Annotated in this window: 19 protein-coding genes and 2 pseudogenes; 14 read left to right on the top strand and 7 right to left on the bottom strand. The window is 66.5% G+C overall.

What is annotated here, in order from left to right:
* The 11 genes from KM295_RS02580 to KM295_RS02530 all read left to right on the top strand — a co-directional run bounded on the left by KM295_RS02580 (position 1) and on the right by KM295_RS02530 (position 6,844).
* Positions 1 to 591 carry an archaellin/type IV pilin N-terminal domain-containing protein gene (locus tag KM295_RS02580; RefSeq protein ID WP_418904732.1) on the top strand — a complete coding sequence of 197 codons (591 nt, stop codon included), beginning with the start codon at positions 1 to 3 and terminating at the stop codon, positions 589 to 591.
* Between the two features lie 184 nt (positions 592 to 775).
* A complete protein-coding gene (locus tag KM295_RS02575) occupies positions 776 to 1,210 on the top strand; it encodes a DUF8159 domain-containing protein (RefSeq protein ID WP_256028302.1) in 435 nt (144 codons plus the stop codon).
* A gap of 281 nt (positions 1,211 to 1,491) precedes the next feature.
* Positions 1,492 to 1,932 (top strand): archaellum stator protein ArlF, encoded by a 441-nt coding sequence (gene arlF / locus KM295_RS02570; RefSeq protein WP_256028301.1) that lies wholly within the window; start codon positions 1,492 to 1,494, stop codon positions 1,930 to 1,932.
* A 1-nt stretch (position 1,933) separates the two neighbouring features.
* Positions 1,934 to 2,416, top strand: a complete 483-nt coding sequence (gene arlG, locus KM295_RS02565; RefSeq protein WP_256028300.1) for an archaellum stator protein ArlG — start codon at positions 1,934 to 1,936, stop codon at positions 2,414 to 2,416.
* Positions 2,417 to 2,530: 114 nt separating this feature from the next.
* Positions 2,531 to 2,989 (top strand): archaellum stator protein ArlG, encoded by a 459-nt coding sequence (arlG, locus tag KM295_RS02560; RefSeq protein WP_256028299.1) that lies wholly within the window; start codon positions 2,531 to 2,533, stop codon positions 2,987 to 2,989.
* 10 nt (positions 2,990 to 2,999) lie between these two features.
* Complete coding sequence (locus KM295_RS02555; RefSeq protein WP_256028298.1) at positions 3,000 to 3,650, top strand: DUF7500 family protein; 651 nt, start codon at positions 3,000 to 3,002, stop codon at positions 3,648 to 3,650.
* Between the two features lie 81 nt (positions 3,651 to 3,731).
* On the top strand, positions 3,732 to 4,088 hold the full coding sequence (cheY, locus tag KM295_RS02550) for a chemotaxis protein CheY (protein ID WP_256028297.1): 357 nt from the start codon (positions 3,732 to 3,734) through the stop codon (positions 4,086 to 4,088).
* A gap of 2 nt (positions 4,089 to 4,090) precedes the next feature.
* Positions 4,091 to 5,287: a chemotaxis protein CheC gene (locus KM295_RS02545; protein ID WP_256028296.1), complete on the top strand. Its 1,197-nt coding sequence runs from the start codon at positions 4,091 to 4,093 to the stop codon at positions 5,285 to 5,287.
* A gap of 3 nt (positions 5,288 to 5,290) precedes the next feature.
* The gene (locus tag KM295_RS02540; protein ID WP_256028295.1) at positions 5,291 to 5,794 is read left to right on the top strand and encodes a chemotaxis protein CheD; all 504 of its coding nucleotides are present in this window, start codon (positions 5,291 to 5,293) and stop codon (positions 5,792 to 5,794) included.
* Between the two features lie 123 nt (positions 5,795 to 5,917).
* Positions 5,918 to 6,079, top strand: a complete 162-nt coding sequence (locus KM295_RS02535) for a hypothetical protein (RefSeq protein WP_256028294.1) — start codon at positions 5,918 to 5,920, stop codon at positions 6,077 to 6,079.
* Between the two features lie 45 nt (positions 6,080 to 6,124).
* Positions 6,125 to 6,844, top strand: a complete 720-nt coding sequence (locus KM295_RS02530) for a sugar phosphate nucleotidyltransferase (RefSeq protein WP_256028293.1) — start codon at positions 6,125 to 6,127, stop codon at positions 6,842 to 6,844.
* On the opposite strand, the pseudogene KM295_RS16970 reads toward KM295_RS02530, so the two are convergent.
* The 3 genes and pseudogenes from KM295_RS16970 to KM295_RS02515 form a co-directional block, all read right to left on the bottom strand.
* Positions 6,841 to 7,255, bottom strand: a pseudogene (locus KM295_RS16970) (gamma carbonic anhydrase family protein). The gene KM295_RS02530 and the pseudogene KM295_RS16970 overlap by 4 nt on opposite strands.
* A gap of 22 nt (positions 7,256 to 7,277) precedes the next feature.
* On the bottom strand, positions 7,278 to 8,573 hold the full coding sequence (gene purD / locus KM295_RS02520; RefSeq protein ID WP_256028291.1) for a phosphoribosylamine--glycine ligase: 1,296 nt from the start codon (positions 8,571 to 8,573) through the stop codon (positions 7,278 to 7,280).
* Positions 8,574 to 8,651: 78 nt separating this feature from the next.
* Positions 8,652 to 10,322, bottom strand: coding sequence for an acetate--CoA ligase (locus KM295_RS02515; RefSeq protein ID WP_256028290.1), 1,671 nt, complete (start codon positions 10,320 to 10,322; stop codon positions 8,652 to 8,654).
* Positions 10,323 to 10,537: 215 nt separating this feature from the next.
* On the opposite strand from KM295_RS02515, the pseudogene KM295_RS02510 reads away from it, so the two are divergent.
* A pseudogene (locus KM295_RS02510) lies at positions 10,538 to 10,846 on the top strand (MBL fold metallo-hydrolase); the annotation flags it as partial.
* Between the two features lie 4 nt (positions 10,847 to 10,850).
* Positions 10,851 to 11,030 carry a hypothetical protein gene (locus KM295_RS02505; RefSeq protein WP_256028546.1) on the top strand — a complete coding sequence of 60 codons (180 nt, stop codon included), beginning with the start codon at positions 10,851 to 10,853 and terminating at the stop codon, positions 11,028 to 11,030.
* Between the two features lie 3 nt (positions 11,031 to 11,033).
* On the opposite strand, the gene KM295_RS02500 is transcribed toward KM295_RS02505, so the two are convergent.
* Entirely contained in the window at positions 11,034 to 11,813 is a 780-nt protein-coding gene (locus tag KM295_RS02500; protein ID WP_256028289.1) for a hypothetical protein, read from the bottom strand.
* A 120-nt stretch (positions 11,814 to 11,933) separates the two neighbouring features.
* Between KM295_RS02500 and KM295_RS02495 the strand changes: the two genes are divergently transcribed.
* Positions 11,934 to 14,048 carry a thioredoxin domain-containing protein gene (locus KM295_RS02495; RefSeq protein ID WP_256028288.1) on the top strand — a complete coding sequence of 705 codons (2,115 nt, stop codon included), beginning with the start codon at positions 11,934 to 11,936 and terminating at the stop codon, positions 14,046 to 14,048.
* A 4-nt stretch (positions 14,049 to 14,052) separates the two neighbouring features.
* On the opposite strand, the gene KM295_RS02490 is transcribed toward KM295_RS02495, so the two are convergent.
* From KM295_RS02490 to KM295_RS02480, 3 genes are read right to left on the bottom strand one after another with little or no spacing between them, the layout of a single operon-like run.
* Positions 14,053 to 14,787, bottom strand: coding sequence for a metallophosphoesterase (locus tag KM295_RS02490; RefSeq protein WP_256028287.1), 735 nt, complete (start codon positions 14,785 to 14,787; stop codon positions 14,053 to 14,055).
* Entirely contained in the window at positions 14,788 to 16,377 is a 1,590-nt protein-coding gene (locus KM295_RS02485) for a hypothetical protein (RefSeq protein ID WP_256028286.1), read from the bottom strand.
* Positions 16,374 to 17,648, bottom strand: a complete 1,275-nt coding sequence (locus KM295_RS02480; protein WP_256028285.1) for a Single-stranded DNA binding protein — start codon at positions 17,646 to 17,648, stop codon at positions 16,374 to 16,376. The genes KM295_RS02485 and KM295_RS02480 overlap by 4 nt, the downstream gene beginning before the upstream one ends.
* Positions 17,649 to 17,760: the final 112 nt, after the last annotated feature.

The following is a 17,760-nucleotide window of genomic DNA, read 5'->3' as shown; positions in this document are numbered from 1 at the left end:
GTGGGCATCGGTACCCTGATCGTCTTCATCGCCCTCGTGTTGGTCGCGGCCATCGCGGCAGGTGTGCTGATCAACACCGCCGGGTTCCTCCAGACGCAGGCACAGAGTACCGGCGAAGAATCAACCGAACAGGTCTCCACCAACCTCGTCTTCCTCAGCGCGACGGGGAACGTCTCCAGCAACGAAGACGGCGTCAACGAGGTCAAGACGACAGTGCAGTTGGGACCGGGATCGAGCTCCATCGATCTCAACGACTCGACCGTCTCCGTCTTCACTGATGCCGGAAGCTCGGCCGAATTCAACGGCGTTGAAGACGGCGAAGGAACTAGCGGCGCGATCTACCTGGACGGACAGACCAACACTGTCCTGAGCACGGATTCGTCGGATTCCGACGCGACCGCGACGATCGTGTTCGATCTCGACGGCAACCAATCGAACGGCGATTCGATCACTCCCGACCAGTTCGACGCAGGGACGACAGTCGATATCGTGATCACGACCGCGGAGGGCACGCAGGCCGAGACGAGCTTCATTATCGAAAGCCCGCTCGATCCGCAACTCTCCGCAGGCGACGAGATCAGACTCGACTAATCGGACTTCGTCGCTCGGATCCTGACCTCCTTTCTTCTTGACGGAATATCGGAGCGGTAGCCGCAGCACCGTTCGTTGAATCGACGGACCGTTGTCGTGTGTGAAGACCGTGCTTCACGCTCGGATTCGACGGCTGAAACACCTCCGCCGATTATACGAGTAAGCGCCGTCCATACAAACAAGGATGAAACGACGCACCTTCGTTACCGGGACGGCTACCGTCGCCACCCTCGGGTTGGCCGGCTGTCTCGGCGGAAACGAAGAACAGCCCCGAACCGACGACGAACACGTCGACGCGCTCCAGGCGGAGATCGCCGACCGTGACGTCGAGGTGATCGACATCCAGCTCGCCGAGGACGTCGTCGAGGTCGAACACGGCTACGACGGGGAGCCCAACGACGCGATCGCCAACGTCGCGATGGCGTTCGTCGAACGGATCGCCGACGAATGGGACGTCGAACGGCTCGAAGGGTATCTCCAGGATGAGGAGGGCAACGACTGGGCGTGGCACGCGAAAGCCGAGTGGGCCCGGGCGTACGCCGACGGCGAGATCGGCCCCGAGGAGTACGGCGAACGGCTCAGGGGAACACTGTCACAGGTACTCGACGCCGAAGAGTAGCAGGTCCGGGACCGTCCGCTCCCGGCGGCGACCGACACCGAGTGAATCACGGCCGGTTTCGGGGGCTGAAACGAACTGCTGGCTTTAGTGGTTCACAGAGGTAGCTAGAGACAGGAGCGAACCGACCGACGACTTAGTCGTGTGGGCGTCACTCTCGGGCGTCCGGCACCGCAAACCGAGGAATCCGACGATGACAGCAGACGACCAAAGGCGACGACAGGGCAGGGCGGACGCGGCCCCGAGCGTCGTCTCTCCCGATCGGAACGAGGGGGTGATCGGGCGTGGGCTTTAGCGTCAGCGGCTCGGCGGCGATCGTCTTTATCGGGCTGATCGTCGCCGCCGGGATCGCGATCCCCTCCGCTGTCGGCAGTTTCGAATCGATGGCCAGCGCACAGGGGGACCAGACCGACAGGGGGGTCGAAGCGCTGAACACCGCCATCGAGATCGAGAACGCCAGCCACAACGCGACGGACGGCGAACTCGACGTCCGGCTGCGGAACACCGGGAGCACGACCCTGTCGGTCAACAAAACGAGCGTGCTGGTCGACGGAACGGTTCCGCCGGCGGGGGACGTCACGACCGACGTCGAGGGGGATACGGGCGCGGAGCTTTGGCTCCCCGGCGAGACGCTCAACGTCACGGTCGGGAACATCGCCGATCCCGGACGGGTGAAGGTCGTCACCGGAAACGGCATCGCCGAAACCGCGGAGGTCGGGGGCTGAGATGAGCGGCGTTTCGGCCTCGACGCTCGTGATATTCATCGCGAGCATCGTCGTCGCGGCGGGCGTCGCCGGCACCCTCGTCACGACCGTCGGGGAGATCTCGACTTCGGCCGAGACGAAGGGCGACGAGATCACCGATTCGATCGACGCGGAGATCGAACTGCTCAACGACGGCGGCGGCGCGGACTTTTATACCGAGAACGGCGACGGGACCGCCAACGTAACCGTGTACGTCCGAAACACCGGCACGACGACGCTATCGAAGGATCCCGACGAACTCGACGTCCTCGTCAACGGACTGTTCGTCCAGAACGGAAACCTGAACGTGACGTCGATGAACGGCGATACCGGATCGGCGTGGGCCGAAGACGAGGTGATCGAGATCGAGATCGAACTCGACGAACAGCTCGACGGCAGCGGCAACCGCCTGACGGTCAGGACGGGCGGCGCCGAACGCTCGCTGGAATTCAACGCGGACGGATAGACCAATGAGAGAAAGAAAGACGGCCGGAACGGATCGATCGCGGGGCGACGGAACGCGTCGAGCGATCGGTCGACCGGACGGCCGGAACTCTCCCGGATCGAGGGGTGACCGACGATGAGCGGCGTTTCGGCCTCCCATCTGGTAATCTTCATCGCGAGCATCGTCGTCGCAGCGGGCGTCGCCGGCACCCTCGTGACGCAGGTCGATCGGGTCAGCCAGTCGATTACCGAACAGAGCGAGGGTATCGAAGAGCAGATCGACGCCGACGTTCAAATCATAAGCGACACCGGCAATAGCGGCTCGATCTACGACAGCGAAAGCGGGAGCCTCACACTGTACGTAAAAAACACGGGGGACAGCGAGCTGGATCCCACTCCGGACGACGTCGACGTTCTCGTGGAGGGACGTTTTAAATCCCCGGCGAACGTAACCCGCGTCGACGGCGGCAACGGAGCGATCTGGCCGCCCGGATCGGTCGTCGAGATCACCGTCGAGGGCGTCGATATCGACGGGCCGACCCGTGTGACGGTCACCGTCGAGGGAAACGAGGACACGATCCAGTTCCGCGCCTGAACACAGACCAATGACCCAAGACAGACCCGACGATCACGACCGCGACGGCGAGTACGTCGATCCGGAGGTCCCGACCGAACCGGATGCCGCCGACGAAGGGGGGAAAGTACTCTCCCCCGAGGAACTCGACATCAGCGACAGCGAGTACGTCGAACCGCTCGACGACGAGGGTAGATACGTCGTCTCGCCCGGCGGCGGGCCGCCGAACGTCCCGGATCCGACGCCGGAGAGCGATCCGGCCGACGGCGACGGCGGGCGCCGTCGCGCTCCGAGTGGGTCGGAAGCGTCGGGCGGGGATCGACAGCCACAGAGGGCCCGAAGCCCGGAGGCAGCCCGGACGCTGCTCTCCGAGGAGCTGGGCCGGTCGAACGCCCGCTATGGGATCGACATCGTCGCCCGCTTCGACGGCGACCCGGTCCGTCACCGGACGGCCTCCGACGACGTGATCGCGACCTTCGAGAACCTCGTCCAGTGGTACGCCAGACACGTCACCGACGGGACGCCGGCCGACGAGGTCATCGACATCCTACTCCGGGAGTCCGGGCTCGCCGAGACGGAGACGCCGAACCTCGCGAAACTGCTCGAGGCACACGACCTCGATCGGTCGGACTCGATCGCCGATCTCGTCGCCGCGATCCGCAAGGAGAGCGCCCGGGACTGACGCCGGTACGGTTTCGTCTCTGTTTCGAACGCTGAGTGGACGGCTAGGTTCACATACTGGCTGGGACAAACTCCGGTAGAGATGGACGTCCTGATCGCGGACGATTCAGAGTTCATGCGCAGCCTCCTCCGGGAGATCCTCGAAGGTGAGTACTCGATCGTCGACGAAGCCGAAAACGGCGTCGAGGCGATCGAGCTGTACGACGAGTACGACCCCGATCTCGTGATGATGGACATCGTGATGCCCATCAGGGACGGGATCGAGGCGACCGACGAGATCACCGATACGGATCCCGGAGCGAAAGTCATCATGTGTACGAGCGTCGGCCAAGAGCAGAAGATGAAAAGCGCCATCCAGGCGGGGGCGGAGGGGTACATCACGAAACCGTTCCAGAAGCCGAGCGTCCTCGATGAGATCGAGAACGTGGTGGCCGGATAGGCATGCAGATCGATATCGACTCCCTGGAGACGTACAATACTCTCGCGCGGGACGGTGCACAGTCGGCCGCCGAGTCGCTCTCGCAGCTGACCGGGATCGACACCCACGTCGAGGTGACGAACGTCTCGCTCATGACGCCGGGCGATCTCGAGTACGAGTACGTCGGAAGCGAGTTCTCCGGTGTCCGGATCGAACTCGGGGGTGCGCTCACGGGCGAGACGCTTTTGACCTTCGACGAGGCGGCCCGGAGCGTCATCGCCGGGACGCTCGCACCCGAAGAGCCCACCGACATACGCCGGAGCTCCATCGAGGAGGTCGGCAACATCATGACGAGCGGCTTCATCGACGGGTGGGCCGACCACCTCCAGACGACGATCGACATCTCGCCGCCGACGTTCCTCTCGGGGTCGGGTGCGGACGTGCTGGCGGCGTCGGCCGCAGCCGAGGACGAACAGGTGTTCGTCTTCCGGAGCCGGGTGGAATCCGCCGCCGAGTCGATCGATTTCCACATCCTGTTCGTCCCGGAGCGCGACAGTCTCATCGAGGCCCTCGGCCCGACGGGCGAGGAGAGTGTCTCCTTCGAAAAACTGGAGGTATTCAACGAGATGACGAAACACGGCGCCGAGCAGGCCGCCGAGAACATCACGACGATGACGGGCCTGGAGACGGACGTCGAGGTCAACCGCATGAGCTTCGTGCCGATCGACGACGTCCCCGCCACGGTCGGCGACCGGCGCTACATCGGGACAGTGATGGAGTACACCGGCAAGCCGAGTGGCTATCTCGCCATCCTCTTCGATCAACCCTCCGCGGAGGCCGTCGTCGACGCCCTGGTGCCGATGGAAACGGAGGGCGAGTGGTCGGAGATGGAACAGAGCGCGGTCAAGGAACTCGGCAACATCATGACGAGCGGCTTCATCGACGGATGGGCGAACGTCCTGGAGAGTTCGATCGACCACTCGCCGCCGGAGTTCGTCTCCGATATGGGATCCTCGATCATGAGCCCGATCGTCGGGCGGATGGCCCGGACCCAGGAACACGCCTTCCTGCTGGATTCGATGATCCACACAGACGGGGACGGTGCCTTCCACTGTGAGATCCTCGCTTTGCCGGACGAATCCGAGCTCCGGGAGGTGTTACGGGAACTGCTCGTCGAGCGGGCGGACAGGACCCAGGTAGACCCGAGCGAGGTGTTCTGAGACGTGGCGAGGCTCGTCGAGGGACGGGCCGGCCTCACCGACCGGGTCAAAATCTCGATCGCCGATCACGCGGTCGGCTCCGAAGGGCTGTTGACGACGAGCGGGCTCGGATCGTGTCTCGGGGTCGTGATCTACCATCCGGAACGCGGCATCAGCGGGCTCGTTCACCCGATGCTCCCCCGCCGGAACGAGGCGGAGAGCCGTCCCGCCGAGCGGTTCGTCGATTCGGGCATCGAACTCCTCGTCGAGGAGCTGCTCGCGGCGGGGGCCGACGAGTCGGCTCTGCGGGCGAAGATAACGGGCGGCGCCGCGGTCGTAGACTTCGGGAACGACGACGAGTCGATCGGGGACCGAAACGTCGCGGTCGCCCGCACGGTGCTCGCTGACCGAGGGATCGAGGTCGTCGCCGAGGAGGTCGGTGGCGACTGCGGGCGGACCGTCCACGTCGACGCCGAAACGGGGACCGTCACAGTCAAACGAACCGACGGCGTCGAAACGGAGCTATAGCCGTTCGGATACAGGTTTCTGCGGTGTCGATCGTGTTCACTTTCACCTTCACCTTCACTTTCACTTTCACTTTCACTCCGGGGATGGCCGGGCGTTTTGTCCCCGTCCGTACAACGAACAGGTATGTCAGTCGAATCCACCCGACAGGGAGACGGGCCGACGCGGGCACGCGTCCTCGAAGTGAGCGAGCTTCCGACGTCGGAGGTCCGACGGTACGCCCGGAGCGCGGGCGAGGTTCACTTCGAGCGACGGGGCGGTCGGACGTTCCTCGTCGCGGACCGGTAACCGGGCGGCGAACGGCTTTTCCGATCCCGGGCGGTACGGGTCGGCGTGCAGGCGATCGTCCCGGCAGCGGGCCGCGGCTCCCGGCTCCGGCCGGCGACCGACGACCACCCGAAAGCGCTCGTCGAGGTCGCCGGCCGGCCGCTCCTCTCGTACGTCTTCGATTCGCTCGCGCCGTGTGCCTCCGAGTACGTCGTCGTGGTCGGCTACCTCGGCGACCGGATCCACGAGCGGTTCGGGAGCGTCTATGAGGGGACGCCGATCACGTACGTCGAGCAACCGAGCCGTGAGGGGCTCGCGGACGCTGTCGGACGGACGGAACCGATCGTCGAGGACGATTTCCTCCAGCTCAACGGCGACAACGTCCTCCGTGGGAACGTCGTCGAGGTGATCGAAACCCACAGCGAACGGAACGCCGACGCGACGCTGCTCGTCGAACGCGTCTCCCGGGAACGTGCGAGACGAGGGGGCGTCCTCTCGATTGAAGACGGCACGCTCGCGGGGATCGTCGAGAAACCCGATGATCCGCCCACCCGGCTCTCGACGACCGGCTGTTTCGCCTTCTCGCCCCGGATCTTCGGGGCGATCGAGGCGATCGAACCCTCCGAACGCGGCGAGTACGATCTCCCCGACGCGATCGGGTACCTCCTCGATCACGGCGGTCGGATCGAGACGGTTCGTCTCGACGGGTGGCGGGTGAACGTCAACACGGAGACGGACATCGCCCGTGCCGAACGGCGGCTGTCGGGCGAGTCGACGAACGGTTAATCGATCCTGTCGGAGCCTTCGGCGTGTCGCCGGGCGAGTTCGACGTACCGGTCGCCGGCCTCCGTCCAGTGGGTATCCCCGATGTAATTGAGTTTCGTCGCCGGCGCGCCGGCGTACAGCGTTCCCGGCTCTACGTCCGTCCCCTCGGTGACGGGGCTGTTGGCGCCGATGACGGCTCGCTCGCCGATCACGGACTCATCGAGGACGGTTGCGCCCATCCCCACGAGCGCCCGCGTTTCGACCGTCGCGGCGTGGACGATCGCGGTGTGGCCGACGGTCGCGTAGGGGCCGATCTCGACGCCCTCGTAGAGGACGGCGTTGTCCTGGACGTTCGCCGATGGCGACCGCTGTCGGGTCGACGTAGACGCTCTCGTCGATCTCCGGCTCGGTTCCCTCGAAACTTCGGATCATGGGGTAGCCGACCGGCGCCGGGCTACTGTCCCCGGAGCTCGCTCGTGTGGTCGATCCGCTTTTCGATCAACGATGCCGTCCCGATGTCGTGTCTGACACGGAGGCCGTCCGTGCCGGTCCGCTCGAAGGCGTCCTCGACGATGGCCTCGGCGTCGGCGATGGAGTCGGCAATTCCGACGACAGCGAACGAACGGGACGTCGTCGTGTAGATACCGTCCTCGCGGGCGTCGACGCTGGCGTAGAACAGCTCTGCGTCGCCCGCGCTGTCGGCGTCGATGGCCACTTCCGCGCCGGCGACGGGATCGGTCGGATACCCCTCCGGGACGGCGTACTTACAGACGGTCGCGCGTTCGGCGAAAGACAGCTCGGGGAGACCCTTGCCGTCGCGGGCGGCGACGAGGAACTCGACGAAGTCGGTCTCCAGAACGGGAAGGGTGTTCATCGCTTCGGGGTCGCCGAACCGGGCGTTGAACTCGACGACCTTCGGCCCCTCGGCGGTCAGCATGAACTGCCCGTAGAGGATCCCCTTGTACTCGGGCATCGCCCCGACGACGTCTTCGATGATACCGACCGCCGCCTCGTAGTCGGCTTCGGACATGAACGGCAACGCGTAATCGGCGTCGCTGTAGGATCCCATCCCGCCGGTGTTGGGGCCCTCGTCGCCCTCGTAGGCGCGTTTGTGGTCCTGAACTGCAGGCGAGACGCGGTACTCGCCGCCGGCGACGAACGCCTGGATCGTGAACTCCTCGCCGACGAGCCGTTCTTCCAAGACGAACGACTCGTAGTCGCTCCCGCGGACGTACTCGATGCCCTCCGCTTTCGTTATCTGATCGCCGATCACCCGGACGCCCTTCCCGCCGGTCAACCCCTGCGGTTTGATCGCGAGATCGCCGTCGTAGGCCTCGATGTACTCGGCGGCCGCGTCCGGATCCTCGAACGTCTCGAAGTCCGGACAGCCGTCGATCGCCTTTTCAGCCATGAACTCCCGCTGGAAGGCCTTGTCCGTCTCGATGCGGGCCTCGGCCTCCCGCGGGCCGAACGCGTAGACGCCCGCGTCGTCGAGTGCGTCCGCGACACCCGCGTTTAGCGCCGATTCCGGCCCGATCGCCGCCAGCGTCGCGCCGACCGAGTCGGCGTACTCGACGATCGCCCCGGCGTCGGTCTCGTCGATCTCCTCGTAGCCAGAGGCCAGCGACGCGATACCCGGGTTGCGGTTGGAGGCGCAGGCGTACAGTTCCCCTCGTTCCGAGTCGGCCACCGCGCGCGCGATCGCGTGTTCGCGTCCGCCGCCGCCGACCAGAAGCACCGTCTCGCTCATATCCGGAGTCGGGGCACAAAGACGCCTAAACGTTGCCCTTGGAGACGGCGACGATATACACGAGTGTGTATATTCGCGCTACTTGAGGCCCTCCCGTTCGCGGAGCGAGGTCCGCCGTACCTTTCCGGTCGTCGTCGTCGGAAGCTCCTCGACGAACTCGATCTCTCTGGGGTACTCGTACTGGGCGAGCCGCTCTCTGACGTGCGCTGTCAGTTCCGTCCGGAGATCCGCATCGCCCGCCCGGCCGTCGGACAACACGACGAACGCTTTGGGCACCTCGCCGCGCTCGTCGTCGGGGATCCCGATCACGGCGCTGTCGACGACGGCGCCGTGGCTCGTCAGCGACTCCTCGATCTCCGTCGGGCCGATCCGATAGCCCGCACTGATGATGACGTCGTCCTTGCGGCTCTCGAAGGCGACGTACCCGTCCCCGTCGATCCGTCCCAGGTCCTCGGTGAGGAGCCACCCGTTCCGTACCTTCCCGTCGGTCGCCTCGGGCCGGTTCAGATACCGCTTGAAACACACCGGGTCGCCGTCGTATCTGACGGCGATCTCGCCGGTCTCGCCAGTCTCGACGGTCGCATCGGCGGTGTCTGGATCCACGATGGCGATCTCGTGGCCCACGCCGGCCCGCCCCATCGTCCCGTCGCGGAACGGGAACAGTGCCGTACAGTCCCCGACCAACACGTTCGCCTCCGTCTGGCCGTATCCTTCGTGGATCCTCGCGCCGTCGAAGGTCTCGTCGGCCCACGCCGCGACGTTCCCGCCGAGCGATTCGCCGCCGCTCGTGATACACCGCACCGACCCGAGATCGTACGCCGACGCGTCGGCCCCCATCAGCATCCGGAGCGCCGTCGCCGGAGCAAAGAGGTTCGTCACCCCGTAGCGCTCGATGACGCCGAAGGCGTCGGCGGCGTCGAAGGCACCGGCGTTGTGGGCGACGATCGGCTGTCCGTAGTAGAGCCCCGAGAACACCACGTCGAAAAGCGACGCGATCCACGCCCACTCGGCGGGCGTCCAGAAGACGTCCTCCGTCCGGATCGACATGTTACAGAACGTCGTCACGAACAGCGGGAGATGGCCGAGCAACAGCCGGTGGGCGTGTCTGACGCCCTTGGGTTCGCCGGTCGTTCCGGAGGTGTAGATGATGACCGCGTCCTCCTCGGCGTCGGTTTCGACGACGTCGAACGTCCGGGGTTCGCCGTCGATCGCCGCCCAGAGATCCGCCTCGTCTTCCTCGGGCGTGACGTCACCGACGGTCAGCACCGAAAGCTCCGCTCCGATATCCGTGCGGGCCTCACGGAAATCTTCGACGTTCGATTCGTCGACGATAGCCGCGACGGCGTCGGCGTCGGAGAGCCGATACGAGAGCGCGTCCGGACCGAAAAGCGTACTGAGCGGTATCGAGACCGCCCCGAGCTTCCAGCAGGCGATGTGAGCGATGACCGTCTCGGCCCGCTGTGGCGTGTTGATACCGACCCGATCGCCGCGCCCGACGCCGGCCGCCCGGAGATAGTTGGCCAGCCGGTTCGTCGCGTTCCGGAGCTCGTAGAACGTGTATGTGTTCCGCTCGCCGTACTGCTCGTCGAAGACCGCGATGCGACCCTCCTCGTCGGCCCACCGATCACAGACGTAGGTGGCGATGTTGAACTGCTCGGGAACCTCCCACTCGAAGGCCGACCGGAGCGCCTCGTAGCTCTCCCAGTCGTCCTCGTGGAAGTGATACGCTTCGATTCGGTTTCCGATCATCGCGTTTCGTCCCCGGTCGATCCTCTCTCCGTCGGTGATGCCGCGACCCCCGTTTCCCGTCCGGAATTTCTTTCTCGGCCGGAGGCACCCTCGAACACCGAACGCGTGTGGTCGGTTCCGTACATGAGCCTGTCAGGTATCGTTCGATAGAACCGATAATAAATCCCGGCCGACGGACAACGGTGATACGGGCCGGACGCGTGTTCCCCGGTCGCATGGTGAACGCAGCGGTACACGTCGTCGGTCGTGGCACGATCCGGGCCGACCCGAACTTCGCCATCGAGGGACACACCACGGCGTCGGTCGGGGATCCGTCCCCCGACGCCGGGGACAAGTACTGGCCGTCGGCACTGTACGCCGAGTTCGGACACTACGACGCCGCCGAGCGGGATCTCGGGACCGCCCTCGGGGAGATCGGCTACGGGATCGACGACGTCGAGTACGTGATCCAATCGCACCTCTATCCCGACCACGCCGGCGGCCTCCGACACTTCGACGGCACCGACACGCCCGTCTTCGTCCACCGCGATGAACTTCCGCGAGAACTACGAGGAACGGCGCCCGCTCGGCGGGGGACTGCTCCGGAGCAAACGCGAGTGGTTCGAGAGCCTGCGGCTGATCGAGGACTTCCAGCGAAGACACGGGGCGTCGGTCGTCTGCGGGCACGCGCCGCGGGATCCCGAAACGCTCCGGGACGGGTTCGCCTGACCTCTAGACCGTCTCCTCGTAGCTGTAACCCAGCGACGTCTCCCAGAAGAAGCGGTACTCGCCAGTCGTCTCTTCCTCGCAGACGCCGTTTACCGACTGGACGCCGTCGAGGTCGCCGTCCCACTCGACGCCGTAGATCCCGCGTTCGCCGGTGACCCGGGTGTTCCGGAGGCGTCCGCCACGGAGCGGGAACGTCCCCGACGGGGGCGATCCGAGACCGACCGACGCTTCCTCGCCGTCGACTGACGGTTCGGCTGCGTCGGCCAGGATCCCCTCACGCAGCCGCAGCGTCGCGCCGAGTTCGCTCACCCGTACGTCCCGGACCAGCCGCCCCTCCGTGGCGTCGGCGGCCGCCCACAACCAGTAGCGCCGCCGGCCGTCGGCTGGCTCGTAGACGGCGACACACGCGTTCGTGACCAAAAGCGGCGCTTCGGGGTCGATATCGTCCGGTTCGAGACTCGTCTCGGTGCCGCCGGGATCCCCCGGCGTCTCGCGGGTGATGGCGAGCCGCTGGACGTAGGCGACCGCGAAGTCTTCGGCTGTCTCGGCGTCGAGCCCCCAGACCCCGCTGTCGCCGTACTTCGATTCCATCCGTCCGACGTAGCTTTCGAACGCGTCTCTGTCGAGCGAGGCGTCGGCGGTCTCGGGGGAAAGCGCCCAGACACCGCTCGAGTCGACCCGCGTCCGCTCGTTCGTGACCCGCTCCTCGACACAGCCGGCCACGCCCGTCCCGGCGAGTATCCCACCGCCGGCGCGGATGGCGTCCCTGCGAGAGAGTTCCATATCCGGGTTGAACAGTCCCCGACTCAAATAACGTGCTATCGACGGCCGACATCGTCTCGCCGGCGCGTCGCCACGTGTCGCTTCCATCGTGCTTACCATCCTCCGGACCGATGTTCCCGTATGGAAAACCGCCTCGACGAGGCCGCCTCGCCGTACCTCCGCCAGCACGCCGACAACCCGGTCGCCTGGCAGCCGTGGGACGAACGAGCGCGGGAACTCGCCGCCGAGCGGGACGTTCCGATCTTCCTTTCGATCGGATACGCCGCCTGCCACTGGTGTCACGTGATGGCCGAGGAGAGCTTCGAGGACCACGAAATCGCCGAAACGCTCAACGAGAACTTCGTCCCGATCAAAGTCGACCGCGAGGAGCGCCCCGACGTCGATACCCTCTATATGAACGTCTGTCAGATGGTTCGTGGCTCCGGCGGGTGGCCGCTTTCGGTGTGGCTGACGCCCGACTGTGAGCCGTTCCACGTCGGCACCTACTTCCCGCCGGAACCGAGAGGGAACACCCCCGGATTCGGCTCGGTTCTCGAGGATATCGCCGAGGCCTGGAACGATCCCGAACGACGCGGACGGCTCGAATCACAGGCCGAACAGTGGAGCGAATCCGTGACCGGCGAACTCGAGGGTACGCCCGAGACGCCGGGGGAAGCCCCCGACGAGTCGTTCGTCGATACGGCGGCAAACGAGGCCGTCCGGAACGCCGACCGGGAGCACGGCGGCTGGGGCCGGGGCCAGAAGTTCCCCCATCCCGGCCGGATCCACCTCCTGTTGGGCGCCTACGAGCGGACGGGGCGTGAGACCTACCGGGAGGTGGCGACCGAAACGCTCGATTCGATGGTCTCGGGTGGGCTCTATGATCACGTCGGCGGCGGGTTTCACCGGTACTGTGTCGACAGCGAGTGGACGGTGCCGCACTTCGAGAAGATGCTCTACGACAACGCCGAGATCCCCCGCGCGTTCCTCGCCGGCTACCAGGTGACCGGCAAGGAACGGTACGCCGATGTCGTCGAGGGGACCTTCGCGTTCGTCGACCGCGAACTCACCCACCCCGAGGGCGGGTTCTACGCGACGCTGGATGCCCAAAGCCAAGACAGCACCGGGTCCCGCGAGGAGGGGGCCTTCTACGTCTGGACGCCGGAGGCCGTCCGCGAGGCGATCGACGACGGGACGACCGCGGACCTGTTCTGTGAGCGGTACGGCGTCACCGATTCGGGAAACTTCGAGGGGAACACGACCGTACTCACCGAATCGACGCCCGTCGGCGAACTCGCGGCCGACTCCGTGATGGACACCGAATCAGTCGAAGAACGCCTCGAAGACGCCCGGAGACAGCTCTTCGAAGCCCGCAAAGAACGGAGCCGACCGCCCCGCGACGGGAAGATCCTCGCGGGGTGGAACGGGCTGATGATCTCGGCGCTGGCCGAGGGGGCGCTCGTCCTCGATGCGTCCTACGCCGAACCCGCCGAGGACGCGCTGTCGTTCTGCCGGGAACACCTCTGGGACGAAAGCGAAGGTCGGCTCGACAGGCGGTTCGAGGACGGATCCGTCGGTATCCCGGGCTACCTCGAGGACTACGCGTTTCTCGGCCGCGGGGCCGTAGACACCTATCAGGCGACCGGCGACGTCGAGCATCTCGCCTTCGCCCTCGATCTCGCCCGCGTGATCCGGGAAGCCTTCTACGACGAGAGCGAGGGAACGCTGTATTTCACGCCGACGGACGGCGAGTCGCTTCTCGCCCGACCACAGCAACTCACTGACAGTTCGACCCCCTCCAGTACGGGCGTCGCGGTCCAGTTGCTGTCGACGCTTTCACACGTCGCCCCCGAAGAGGGCTTCGACGAAATCGCCGAGCAGGTCCTCGAAACGCACGCCTCGACGCTGGAGTCGCGGCCGCTCGAACACGCCTCGCTCGTCGTCGGCGCACACGACCGGGCGGTCGGGGCCGCCGAGGTGACTGTCGCCGCCGAACGGCTCCCGACGGAGTGGCGGGCCGACCTGGCCGAGACCTACCTGCCGTCGCGGTTCCTCACCGTCCGACCGCCGACCGACGAGTCCCTCGAGGCGTGGATCGAGGCGCTCGGCCTCGATTCGGTCCCGCCGATCTGGAAGGGTCGGGCGGCGATCGACGGCGAGCCGACGGTGTACGCCTGCCGGTCCTTCGCCTGTTCGCCCCCGAAACACGACATGGCGGCGGCCATCGAGTGGCTTCGCGGTGAGGCCGACGCCTGAGTGTCTACACCGTCCGATAGTTCCCGAGCCGTGTCCCGTCGAGCAGGTACGCCTCCCCCGCGAGGAGGCCGTCGGGCAGGAACGGAGAGAGGAACTCCCCGCCCTCGTTGATCGCCGTCCCGCCCGAGAGATCGTTGAACGCCGGACAGACGACGAGACGGTCGCCGACGGCCGGATACTCCGGGAACCCCGTCGGATCGATCCGACCGCGGAGCCAGACTCGCTCGGTCCGTCGAGCGCCGACCTCGTCTTCGAGCCGAACGAGCGGGTGTTCGTGGGCAGTACAGACCAGCGGCGCGCCGAGGACCGATTCGCTGGGCCAGGTGTGGCCGTGACAGAAGCCGACGTCGCCGATCCGGATCCCGTCGCCAGAGGTCACCTCGGCGCCCTCGACACCCCGACACAGCGACTCGATCCCACCGTCGTGGTTGCCCTTCGTGACCGTCACCGGGACTCGCTCGGTGACCGATTCGAGCAGCCGCCGGATCTCGGCGCGCTCGGCCCGTTTCGGCTTCCCGATGCTGTCGCCGAGATCGCCGAGAAAGAGAATCCGGTCGACCGAACGGTCCTCGAGCAGCCGATGGAGCGATCCGCGCCGCGCGTCCGATCGGCTGTCGAGTTCGACGCCGTCGCGCCGCAGTCCGACCTCGATGCCGGCGTGATAGTCCGCGACGACGAGGACGCGTTCGGCGCCGCAGTCGGCGATCCCGGCGGGTTCGCCGGGGACCGGCTCGAGCATTCAGATCGATTTCAGGGTGCCGTCGGTCGGTTCGTAACAGCGACCGCCCATCAGGGCGTCCTGGATCGCCGCCTCGACGTCGTCGGGTTCGGCGCCGTGTTCGTCCGCGACGGTCGAAACGATGGCGTCGCGGTCGGCTCCCTCGCCGTCGTCGAGCCGATCCATGGCGTCCATCACCGCGTCGGTGAGATCGACGTCCCCGTCGGCCGCCCCCGCCGACGGTTCCGTCTCGGTCGCCTCGGGCTCTGTCGCCGGTTCGGCATCGGCCCCAGCGGGCTCCGTATCGACCGCTGTCAGTTCGTCGTCTTCCGCGTCCACACTTTCGGATCGGTCTACTTTCCCGTCCTCGTCCGAACCGGACTCCGACGGTTCGACCTCCCCGGCGGTCGAAAACTCCGTGCCGAACTCCTCTTGGACCTCCCGTCGTTCCTCCTCGTCGAGTTCGAACTCGCCGGGATCGAAGTCATCGAGTTCTTCCTCGACGGCCTCGGCGTCCGCTTCGGAAGCCGGAGACTGGGTCTCGGATTCGCCATCGTCGGCCCCGGCCATCGCCCCCTCGCCGTCTTCGGTCGGCTCCGACGCCATCTCCGCCGTCTCCGTTTCTGTCGACGACGGCTCGTCCGTCGGCTCCGGTGTTTCGCCGATATCGGCCGCCGCTCCGCTCCCTTCACCGGGGGTCGCTTCGTCGTCAGTGTCCCGCCCTTCGGCCGGCTTGGACCCCGACCCGCTCCTCGCGGGATCCGGTTCAGCTGCCAGTTCCTCGCCTTCTGTGGCGGATTCAGTCGTTTCCGCCGCTGGTTCGGGGCCGTTATCGCCCGTCGCGGCCGTCTCCTCTGATCGTCCCCTCGGCGACGGGGCGGTCCCTTCGAGATCGAGCGTCGCGAGCGGGCTCGCATCGCCGGCTCCCCCGTCGGGGGCGACTTCGAGACGGCCGACCTCGTCGCGTTCGCCCGCGACGACCCGGACGGCCTCGATCGCGAGCCCCCGGAGCGCTTCGAGATACGCCGGTGTCGTGCCGTAGTGCTCGAGGGCCAGCGCGACGCCCTCCGCGAGCCGGTCGTCGACGCCAGCCTCCGAAAGTGCGGCCCGGAGCCGATCGCCCGAGAGACCCGATTCGACGGCCGAGGCGGCGATCCCGATCCGTTCTACGGTCCGTTCCGCGGCCGTCACGACCCACCGGTCGCGCGTCCCGCTGTCGACCTCGCTTACCGTCTCCGGACGGACCGACGTGTAGATCCGGTCGCCGTCCTCGGGCTCGTAGGTCCGGGCTTTCCCCGAGAGCGCGAGAAACGCCGGCGGCTCGGTACGCTCGAGGAAGGCGAGGGCCTCCGGCTGGTACTGGCCGGCGTAGGTGACGAACGCTCCCGTCGGACCGACGACCCGGCCGCGGACCATCTCGGGGTTGACGTCCTCGACCTCGGTGAGGACGCCGACCGCGAACAGCCGGTTGACGCGGGCGCCGGTCGGCGTTACGACGTAGTTCGGAGCGCGCTCCTCGTCGCTCTCGCTGTAGGAGAGCTCCGCGTCGTCGAACTCGGCGGCGAAAAGGCGGTAGGCGACCTCCCGTCGTCCCGGTCCGGATCCGCTCATGGCTCTGCCTCCGTAAGGAACGTCTCTGCACGCGCTTTCGGGTCCTCGTCGCTTTCCTCGAAGGCGGTCGCATCGAGGTTCGCGCCGTACTCGTCGACCGACAGTGCGCCGCGGACACTGAACTCCCGCCCCTCCAGTGTCTCGGCGATCTCCTCGGCGATCACGTCCCGATCCATCGCGTCCCGGGCGTGATCCAGCGCGTCCTCGAGCGTCCCGCCGTAGATCTCCTCGGTCAACTCACGGCCGAGGATGACGGTCACCGTGTCGGTCCCGTCGTCGAGGATCGCCTTGATGCGCATGTCGTCCTCGGGGTCGACCTGTCCGTGGCTCCGACACTGGTCGTTCTGGACGACGCGGCCACACTCCGGACACCGCTGGATGAGTCCGGAGCCGTCCCGGACCTCGATCACGTTGCCGGTCAACACGGCATCGTAGACGCCGCCGGCTGCGACCGCCTCCCGAACCGAGAGTTCGGTTCCGGAGTCGCTAACCCGAACTTCGGTCGCCGGCTCGACGGTCGAGAACTCGGTGACGTTCACCGACGGAACGCCGCGGAACTCGTCGACGTAGACGTTCTCGAGTCGGACGGATGCCCCTTCCGTGATCGCCCCGTGGGGGTCCCAATCGGTGAACGGCAGCCGCGTCGTCTCGTCGCCGACGACGCCGCTTTTGATCTCGGTTTCTCCGTCCCGGCCGTCGATGATCCGCTCTTCGACCTCCAGTACCCGGACCTCGAGGGTCCTGCCGCGATCGCCAGGCTCGAGATCGATGAGGTCGCGCTCGCCGCCGATCTCGTGGGGGACCGAAAGCGGTTCCTCCTCGAGTGTCACCGTCGTCGACTGTCCGAGATTCAGCTCCGGTTCGCCGTCCCACTCGCGGACGCCGGCGTTGCCGGCCGTGATCGTATCTCCCGGCGACAACGAGAAATCGGTCCAGGCGGTGTAGGAGATCCCCCCCGTTTCGTCGGCGAGTTCCCCCTCGAAGATGACCTGGTCTTCGCCCTCGTACCGTATCGATCGTTTCCCGACCGTCAACACCCGGGCAGTGACGGTGACGTTGCCGCTTTCGGGTGTGACATCCGCAACGTCCGTCCGCGAGGGAGCTTCCCCGCCGTCCCCGCCGCCGGCGTCGCCGTACTTGCGCCGCAGGCTCTGTTTCGCCTCGTCCATCGGCACCGAGTACGAGACGAGTTTTTCGAGATCCGCTTTGACCTCCGTTTTGTCCACGCCGAGGCTGGAGGCGAGTTCCTCGGCAGCGTCGTCCAAGCTCATAGCCTGAGGTTGGTCGTCCCCCTTCAAAAGCGTTCGTGACGGGGGGTTACCCGAACACCGTTACCGGATCACCGTTGCCGGAACCGGCGACCGTTCGACGATCCGCTGGGCG

This window comes from Natronomonas aquatica (assembly GCF_024449025.1).
GTDB classification, from domain to species: Archaea; Halobacteriota; Halobacteria; order Halobacteriales; family Haloarculaceae; genus Natronomonas; species Natronomonas aquatica.
The sequence above is the reverse complement of the archived record's forward strand: the minus strand, read 5'-3'. Positions and strand labels throughout refer to the sequence as shown.

Bases quoted from the DNA above. Each gene is read 5' to 3' on its own strand.
- KM295_RS02575 (WP_256028302.1), top strand. From the start codon at position 776: ATGAAACGACGCACCTTCGTTACCGGGACGGCTACCGTCGCCACCCTC.
- arlG (WP_256028300.1), top strand. From the start codon at position 1,934: ATGAGCGGCGTTTCGGCCTCGACGCTCGTGATATTCATCGCGAGCATC.
- arlG (WP_256028299.1), top strand. From the start codon at position 2,531: ATGAGCGGCGTTTCGGCCTCCCATCTGGTAATCTTCATCGCGAGCATC.
- KM295_RS02555 (WP_256028298.1), top strand. From the start codon at position 3,000: ATGACCCAAGACAGACCCGACGATCACGACCGCGACGGCGAGTACGTC.
- cheY (WP_256028297.1), top strand. From the start codon at position 3,732: ATGGACGTCCTGATCGCGGACGATTCAGAGTTCATGCGCAGCCTCCTC.
- KM295_RS02545 (WP_256028296.1), top strand. From the start codon at position 4,091: ATGCAGATCGATATCGACTCCCTGGAGACGTACAATACTCTCGCGCGG.
- KM295_RS02535 (WP_256028294.1), top strand. From the start codon at position 5,918: ATGTCAGTCGAATCCACCCGACAGGGAGACGGGCCGACGCGGGCACGC.
- purD (WP_256028291.1), bottom strand. From the start codon at position 8,573: ATGAGCGAGACGGTGCTTCTGGTCGGCGGCGGCGGACGCGAACACGCG.
- KM295_RS02515 (WP_256028290.1), bottom strand. From the start codon at position 10,322: ATGATCGGAAACCGAATCGAAGCGTATCACTTCCACGAGGACGACTGG.
- KM295_RS02505 (WP_256028546.1), top strand. From the start codon at position 10,851: ATGAACTTCCGCGAGAACTACGAGGAACGGCGCCCGCTCGGCGGGGGA.
- KM295_RS02500 (WP_256028289.1), bottom strand. From the start codon at position 11,813: ATGGAACTCTCTCGCAGGGACGCCATCCGCGCCGGCGGTGGGATACTC.
- KM295_RS02495 (WP_256028288.1), top strand. From the start codon at position 11,934: ATGGAAAACCGCCTCGACGAGGCCGCCTCGCCGTACCTCCGCCAGCAC.
- KM295_RS02490 (WP_256028287.1), bottom strand. From the start codon at position 14,787: ATGCTCGAGCCGGTCCCCGGCGAACCCGCCGGGATCGCCGACTGCGGC.
- KM295_RS02485 (WP_256028286.1), bottom strand. From the start codon at position 16,377: ATGAGCGGATCCGGACCGGGACGACGGGAGGTCGCCTACCGCCTTTTC.
- KM295_RS02480 (WP_256028285.1), bottom strand. From the start codon at position 17,648: ATGAGCTTGGACGACGCTGCCGAGGAACTCGCCTCCAGCCTCGGCGTG.